Source organism: Marinovum algicola (genome assembly GCF_900109145.1).
In the GTDB taxonomy this organism is placed as follows: domain Bacteria; phylum Pseudomonadota; class Alphaproteobacteria; order Rhodobacterales; family Rhodobacteraceae; genus Marinovum; species Marinovum algicola.
Genome location: NZ_FNYY01000050.1, coordinates 1 through 6839, shown reverse-complemented (window position 1 = coordinate 6839; position 6839 = coordinate 1). Strand labels below are relative to the sequence as shown.

Here is a 6839-nt window from a genome sequence, read left to right as displayed (position 1 = left end):
TGATTCATATGTGGACGCCGCCTATGGCAAGGGTTGATTTTGTCGGTTGCGGTGATCGGTTGCTTTCATATGTCCGGCCTGCTTGCGCGGCTGTCTTCTGCCGCTGGCCCTGATGGAAATCCGCCGGTGAGGTCCCTGATCAACCTGGCGCGCTTTGGAGGCGCGTTGAATCAGACGGGTTTGCTTCACCTTTGGCTCGATCGTTACGCATCATCGACTGCCATTGCCAATCTGGTTTCGGCCGGTGCTGTCAAACGGGTCGCCCGTAGGGCCTGTAGGTCTCGCCGCGCGTGAGCAGTACCCATGCGATGCGGGCGAGTTTGTTTGCGAGCGCGACAGAAACAAGCCGAAACGGCTTTTTCTCCAGCAATCCGTTCACCCAGTCCGTCATCGGCGTCGGGTTTCGCTTGGCGTGCCGCATGACTGCCGTGGCCCCGACGACCAGCAATCGCCTGAGATAGCGGTCGCCCTGTTTCGAGATGCCGCCAAGCCGGGTCTTGCCACCTGTTGAGTGCTGCTGCGGCGTGAGCCCAAGCCAGGCAGCGAACTGTCTGCCGGAGCGAAATTGATCCGGGTCCGTAACGGTCGCTGCGAGGGCGGTCGCGGTGATCACACCGACGCCGGGGATGGCCGCGAGCCTGCGGCTTGCCTCGTTCCCGGCATGCCAGGCCTTCAGGTCCTGATCCAGTGCGCCGATCTCTTCGGTCAATTCAGCGATCCGGCGGATCAGGATCTCAAGCGCCCGGTGGGCATAGGCTGGCAGGGCTTCATCGGCAAATGCCCGATCCGCCAGCTTCACCAGATTGGCGATGCCCGGATTTGCGACAAGGCCATATTCGGCCAAATGCGCGCGAAGCGCATTCGCGGCCATGGTTCGTTGGCGCACGAGTAGCGATCGGGTCCGGTGCGCCATCAGGATGCTCTGTTGTTCTACCGTCTTCACAGGAACGAACCGCATCGTCGGACGCCCAACGGCCTCGCAGATCGCTTCGGCATCCAGAGCGTCGCTCTTGCCGCGCTTCACGTATCCCTTGACGTAAGACGGCGGCATGATCCGCACGTCATGGCCCATGGCGATCAACGTCCGAGCCCAGTGATGCGCCGTGGCACAAGCTTCCACACCGATCAGGCAGGGTGGCAGCTTCGAGAAGAACGGGAGCATCTGTTTACGATGCAGCTTCTTCACCAGAACGGTCTTCCCGGCCCCATCCACGCCATGTGCCTGAAAGACACTCTTAGCCAAGTCCAATCCAATTGTTGCTATGTTCATCGGAACGCTCCTTTCCTGCTTTTGCGTGGTACTCCGCACCACATCTGGCGCTGAGCTCGCAGCGGCGTCCACATCATCATCCTCATTGGGAGGATGGATCATGTCAGCACCTTTGCCTGCGGCGCTTCGGAAACGGTTTCAGAGATATATTGAGGAAGGATTGAGCGGGCGTGCGGCAGCGTTGCGTCTGAAGGTGTCACCGGCCACTGGCGCACGGTGGGCGCGTCAGGTGCGGACCAAAGGTCATGCGGGACCGGCTCCCCAGGGACCTCCACGCGGCAAGGGAAAGCTGGCGCCGCACCAGGGTTTCCTTGAGGAGTTGGTCGCGCAAGACCCCGACATCACGCTCTTCGAGCTGCGCGATGCGCTGGCCGATGCCGAGGGCGTGCGGGTGCATCATTCTTCCATTGCCAACCTGCTGTCCCGGCTCGGTTTCACGTACAAAAAAAGTCGCTGGTCGCCGCCGAGCGCCGCCGCGCCAAGGTAAGACATCAGCGCGTCGATTGGTTCAGGCATCGGCTTCCCGCCGTCTCGGTCTTTCCTGAACGCGTTGTCACAGCCCATGTGATTGGCGATGTTGGCAAGGGACAGGCCCGCATTCAGCAGGCGCGTTGCAGCCGTCCCCCGTGCATCGTACAGGCGCAGCTCATCGGACAGCTTGGCTTTGCCGCGCCACTGGCGGACACCCTCGGACGCGCGATGCGGGGTCAGGGCATTGCCATTCGCATTCGTAAGGATCAGCAACCGGCCCGGCGGGGTCGTGTCGATCACCTCGGCCAGCGCCGGCGTGATCGGGATATGGGCCAGCCGCTTGCGCTTGTTCGTCCTGACGCGAAGGCGACGGCCGAGCGGCGTCTGCTCGATATGGGCAGGCGTCAGCTTGATCAGGTCGGCAGGGCGTAAGCCGGTTTCGCAGGCCGCGCAGAGAATACGGCGCACCCATTCCGGCGCGACCGCGTTGAAGGCTTCCCGGTCCGCCGGGGTCCAGACGATTTCTGAGCGATCCACCTCATAGAGCCGGTGGAGCTTGTGGCAGTGATGTTCGGACAGCTTGCCCTCATCCACCGCCCAATTGAGAATGCGAACCGCGTGGGTGCCCGCCATATCGTGCTGCTTGGGCGAGTGCTTCCATAGCGCTCGCCATGCGTTCACCTCGCCCCGTGCGCCGCGTTCCTCGAAGATGACGGCGGGCGCATCCTTGAAATGGTCCGCGAATCGCAGACCCCATTTCCGAATATCAGCGCGTGAACGCTCACCCTTGGGCATGGCGGTATTGGACAGGAAGTCATCCACCATCTGAGGCGTCGTGTAGTCAGCCGGTTTCGGGCGCGCAGCGGCATCCGCGTATGCTTGATAGAACGTGGGGTCGCTCGGCTTACGGTGGTCATCTTCCCAGAACTTGGGACCGCCGCGCCATGCGTAGAAGTGAAAACGGCTCTTGCCGTTGGCCAGCTTCCGCCGGACGCGGTGCACGCCTTTGGGCAGATCAGCTTGCGGCACGGCTTGCCCTCCACTTTTCGAGCGGTGTCATATCCGGCTTGGCAGCATCGCCGCCCGTCCCGGCCGTGATCAGGAACCGCTTGCCATCGGCGGTTTCCACAACGATGGACACCTGATCAAAGCCCGCAGCCTTCGCGGCCTCGAAAGCGGGCGTCAGGTCGGACTTGCGGATTGCGGCGGGGCGGCGCTCCATCATCATGCCTCCCCTAGATCGCGTTCGAACCAGAGGCCCTTGTCCGGTGTAAAGTCACCGTCGCGATGCCGCCGGATGCTCTCTTCCTCGGTCTCTTTCTGCATGGTCTCCCACGAAACCTTGTCGCGCCATTCGAGGTAGAACGGCAGGGCGCATTGAGAGAGGGCACTCGGGGCGATGCCGCGTGAAACCATGATGCCGCCATGCGCGCAGCGATCCTCAAGGGCCATGTCCTCGGGCCGGTTGCGGGTGGCAAAGTAGAGACCGGCGCGCTTGCGTTCGCCGTGCTGATACTTTCCGTCGATCAGCGGCGAATGCTCAATCGTGGCAATACGCTGATTCTCTTGCAGCTCAAGGTATGGCGAACACTCGAACGGCCCGCCGCCCTCGACACCCTCGGGGAACATGTCAGCCGTGAACATGTGCAGCAGAACGGATTCCAGCGTTGCGCCCTCGTGGACGCCGAGGCTGGCGGGATGGGGCCCATTGTAGCGGTCGGGCTGATAAGTCATGCTCGCGAACCGCTGATAGAGCTGCACCGCATGAGCGGCGGTGCCGGTGGCGAGAAGCGCAATCGTCAGGCGCACCGCATCGCGCGGATGCATGTGCGGGGCGTTCACCCCCCTTGCGCCGGAGGTGATCAGCCCCGCCTCTTTCATGAAGCGGGCATAGAGCGTCACGGTCTTTTCCTCGACCCGGTAGGCTTCCGCCACGATCTTTATGAAGGCACTCGATTTCATGCTTATTGAGTAACCCACGATAAGAGTGCACGTCAAGCATTAATGTGGAAGGTTCAGTTAGAGAGATGGGGATTCCCGCTCCAACCTGGCCGGGTTGTCCAGAATATCGCTGATCCGGTCCAGCTGCTCGGTCGCGCGCACCATCGCATGGGCCACCTGATCCGCCAAATAGATCGCTGCATCACGTTCCGGGCCATCGTCGTCGGTGGAGCCATGCTTGACCATAGCCTCAAGCGCGAAAGAAAAATGCAACGCTTTCTCAATGCCTTCCGGATATGCGCTGTATTCAAAGTCAAGTAGTTTCTTGGCGGCAGAGATGGCGTCTTGGGGATCGGACGGCAGGCTGTTTAGGTACGCTGCCTGTCGGTTCCGCAGGGTCTTCACCTCGTCTTTGTGCTCGCCCCACATGTATTGACCGCACAGGGCATGGCCCTTCGCCTGATTGTTTTCCCAGCTGCTGACGGGGCGCAATTCTTCATTCGCGCGGGCGCGTTCTTTGGTCATTGTCAGGGTCTCCTGATTAGGTTACACTTTTAGGGCAATGCTGCACTTTTAGCGCAGATTGCACTATTAGCGCAAGGTTAAAAATGACGCCCTCACAATGTCGCGCAGCTCGTGCCCTCGTGGCGATGTCTCAGGATCGATTGGCTGAAGCTTCTGGCGTGGCCAAAAGGACGATTGCCAGCTTCGAAAAAGAGGGCCGTCACCCCTATGAAAGAACCATAGCGTCCTTGCAGAAAGCCCTTGAGAATGCAGGGGTCGAGTTTATTGCAGAGAACGGCGGAGGCCCTGGCGTCCGTCTGAAAACAGGAGAGTGAATTGGACGAAGAAGTAATTAAAGAGCTGACGGCAGCGATCAAAACATTGACGCATAGCAATAATGTGCAGTCGGAAATTCTGGAAACCCTCAGCGCTCGCCAAGCCGATTTGATCGAAGAAATCAAAGTTTTGCGCGATGTCATCGAGACAAGCGCGAAGGAACGGTAGCCCACATAAGGCAAAAGTGCGCGCCGCGCCCAGTGGAGGACCGGGCCGCGCGCTGTAGGGGTTGTACGGCACTCACCGACTGATCCGGGTCGCTTCGGGTGAACAAGCTGGACAAGAGCTTTCCCAGGCGCGACCGGCCTATCTCATTTCCCCCAATCGACCATGCGCATCGCGCCAGACACGTCGCCTGCTGGAATGCCAGCCTCCTTCGCTTCGGCCAGCGTCTTGATGATCGCGGATAGCGCCCTGGCGCGTCCGCCTGCGTCGAAGGCTTGCAAGGGGCGGATCGTGTCGATCTCGACCACCGCGCCCAGCTTGGCGGTTGCTTCCTCGGCCAGCAGCGCGGCGATGGGCTGCAAGGTCCAGATCGCAAGCTGGCGCTGGGCTACCGGTGACCCCTCCCCTCGACAGCGCCAATTGCCGTCTAAACATTCACGGTCTGTTCGACGGTATTCCTCAGCACTTCTAAACAGTAAATCCATAATGAACATCAACTTACCTAGTCTTGCAAATCTGTGTACACCGGTTCGATTCCGGTACTCGCCTCCAAACAATATCAACACGTTACGCATAAATCGCGTTGCCGCAGGATTCCTAATGGCCACCTGGGGGACTCATGGGGGACATTTCCTGTCACCGCGCGGCTTGGTCAGCCCACGTCCTCGTGGATATCATCGCGCGCAGGTGCCGGGTCAGCAAAAAGACCGTTGCCAAGAATCGCGACGAAGTTTCTGAGCCGCATTTGCGGAATTCCTGAGATAACACCCGGACCGTGGAGCGTGGCGGCACGGTATACCAGCAAAGCGTCGGGAGCATTCGGGCGAAAACCGTTCGTGAGACGCCGGAAATCCCCGGCGCGGATAGGGCAGGGATGAACTTACAAGGGTAGTGCTGGCGGGGCTCAGAGACGGCCCTGAGGCGCAACGCAGTACACGACCGATATTGCCGATTGCGCCAGACGTGCCGCGTAGGGCGCTGTCAGAGCGCATCAGGACTTGTTTGAGGCGGATGGAGGAGCGTGGGGTGGTGATGCGCGAAGGGCGAGTGCAGCTCAATGAAGAGACGCTAAGTACTTCTTCACTTTCTTTGGCGTAAAGCGTGATTTGCTTATCCCGTTGATGATTCGAGATAAATCTGGCCCCTGAAAGGGTTCCCGGCGAACAAACCGCCCTTGCGTCACCCCTGCCTCAATCGTAATGCATCGCTCCACTTCGGCGAAGTTGTAAACTACATAGCTGTCGCGAGATATGAAAGGGTGCGCTCCGCTTTGAAGCCGTACGGTCGGGTCACAATTACCACCCTTCCACGAACTAGGGTCAGGATTCATAATCAATAGATGACGATAGCTGCGAGAGCGATGGCCGAGAGGAATACCTTGGGACAGCGGTCATAGCGTGTTGCGACGCGCCTCCAGTCCTTGAGCCTGCCGAACATAATCTCGATCCGGTTTCGCCGCTTGTACCGGCGCTTGTCATATTTGACCGGGGTTTTTCGCTGCTTCCGACCGGGGATGCAGGCGCGTATCCCTTTGTCTTGCAACGCTTCTCGGAACCAGTCAGCGTCATAGCCGCGATCCCCGTGCAGCCATTTGACGTTTGGCAGGCCGCAAAGCAACGCCCGCGCGCCGATGTAGTCGCTCACCTGGCCGGCGGTAACAAACAGGTCGAGAGGGCGCCCCTGGCTGTCGCAGATGGCGTGCAGTTTGGTGTTCATACCACCCTTGGTTCGACCGATCAGGCGGCCGCGCCCCCCTTTTTCGCGGCCATGCTGGTCGCTGTGCGGTGGGCTTTGAGATAGGTGGCGTCAATCATCACGGTCTGTTCTTCGCCGTGCCCGGCGGCCAGACCCGCCATCATCCGCGCGAAGACGCCTTTCTCGCTCCAGCGCTTCCAGCGGCTGTAGAGAGTCTTGTGCGGGCCATAGGCTGCAGGGGCATCGCGCCACCTTAACCCATTGCGGTTGATGAAGATAATCCCGCTCTGAACCCGCTTGTCATCGACCCGAGGCTTACCATGCGACTTCGGAAAGAAGGGTTTAAGACGCGCCATCTGCGCATCGGTCAGCCAGAAAAGATCAGACATTTCACCGCTCCGTTTTCGGAACCGTGAATCACGCGTTGCAGCGGAAATCAATGCATCCTGACCCTAGG

At 60.0% G+C, this 6839-nt stretch carries 9 protein-coding genes; 2 read left to right on the top strand and 7 right to left on the bottom strand.

Translation table 11 applies throughout. From position 1 onward, the window contains the following. Window positions 1-250 precede the first annotated feature (250 nt). The 5 genes from BMW90_RS25875 to BMW90_RS25850 form a co-directional block, all read right to left on the bottom strand. Window positions 251-1270: an IS110 family RNA-guided transposase gene (locus tag BMW90_RS25875; RefSeq protein WP_074838651.1), complete on the bottom strand. Its 1020-nt coding sequence runs from the start codon at window positions 1268-1270 to the stop codon at window positions 251-253. Window positions 1271-1666: 396 nt separating this feature from the next. Further along, window positions 1667-2770: a tyrosine-type recombinase/integrase gene (locus BMW90_RS25865; protein ID WP_244526638.1), complete on the bottom strand. Its 1104-nt coding sequence runs from the start codon at window positions 2768-2770 to the stop codon at window positions 1667-1669. After that, complete coding sequence (locus tag BMW90_RS25860) at window positions 2757-2966, bottom strand: hypothetical protein (RefSeq protein WP_139211567.1); 210 nt, start codon at window positions 2964-2966, stop codon at window positions 2757-2759. The genes BMW90_RS25865 and BMW90_RS25860 overlap by 14 nt, the downstream gene beginning before the upstream one ends. Beyond that, a complete protein-coding gene (locus tag BMW90_RS25855; RefSeq protein ID WP_074840642.1) occupies window positions 2966-3703 on the bottom strand; it encodes a hypothetical protein in 738 nt (245 codons plus the stop codon). Before BMW90_RS25855 ends, BMW90_RS25860 begins: the two co-directional genes overlap by 1 nt. Before the next feature lie 57 nt (window positions 3704-3760). Continuing rightward, complete coding sequence (locus BMW90_RS25850; protein WP_074840640.1) at window positions 3761-4207, bottom strand: hypothetical protein; 447 nt, start codon at window positions 4205-4207, stop codon at window positions 3761-3763. A gap of 83 nt (window positions 4208-4290) precedes the next feature. Here BMW90_RS25850 and BMW90_RS25845 point away from each other — a divergent pair, with 83 nt between their 5' ends. Together BMW90_RS25845 and BMW90_RS26865 are read left to right on the top strand one after the other, a co-directional pair. Beyond that, on the top strand, window positions 4291-4521 hold the full coding sequence (locus tag BMW90_RS25845) for a helix-turn-helix domain-containing protein (RefSeq protein WP_074840638.1): 231 nt from the start codon (window positions 4291-4293) through the stop codon (window positions 4519-4521). 1 nt (window position 4522) lies between these two features. Further along, window positions 4523-4690: a hypothetical protein gene (locus BMW90_RS26865; protein WP_170850636.1), complete on the top strand. Its 168-nt coding sequence runs from the start codon at window positions 4523-4525 to the stop codon at window positions 4688-4690. Window positions 4691-4833: 143 nt separating this feature from the next. Here the strand turns inward: BMW90_RS26865 and BMW90_RS25840 are convergent, their stop codons facing one another. Further along, entirely contained in the window at window positions 4834-5181 is a 348-nt protein-coding gene (locus BMW90_RS25840) for a hypothetical protein (RefSeq protein ID WP_244526636.1), read from the bottom strand. 838 nt (window positions 5182-6019) lie between these two features. Beyond that, a protein-coding gene (locus BMW90_RS26235) for an IS5 family transposase (protein WP_139211566.1) occupies window positions 6020-6771 on the bottom strand; the annotation gives its coding sequence in 2 pieces (ribosomal slippage) (window positions 6020-6447 and window positions 6447-6771; 753 coding nt in all). Window positions 6772-6839 lie beyond the last annotated feature (68 nt).

Excerpts from the sequence above, each read along its gene's own strand:
- BMW90_RS25850 (WP_074840640.1), bottom strand. The coding sequence starts at position 4,207 with ATGACCAAAGAACGCGCCCGCGCGAATGAAGAATTGCGCCCCGTCAGC.
- BMW90_RS25840 (WP_244526636.1), bottom strand. The coding sequence starts at position 5,181 with ATGTTCATTATGGATTTACTGTTTAGAAGTGCTGAGGAATACCGTCGA.
- BMW90_RS25845 (WP_074840638.1), top strand. The coding sequence starts at position 4,291 with ATGACGCCCTCACAATGTCGCGCAGCTCGTGCCCTCGTGGCGATGTCT.
- BMW90_RS25875 (WP_074838651.1), bottom strand. The coding sequence starts at position 1,270 with ATGAACATAGCAACAATTGGATTGGACTTGGCTAAGAGTGTCTTTCAG.
- BMW90_RS25855 (WP_074840642.1), bottom strand. The coding sequence starts at position 3,703 with ATGAAATCGAGTGCCTTCATAAAGATCGTGGCGGAAGCCTACCGGGTC.
- BMW90_RS25860 (WP_139211567.1), bottom strand. The coding sequence starts at position 2,966 with ATGATGGAGCGCCGCCCCGCCGCAATCCGCAAGTCCGACCTGACGCCC.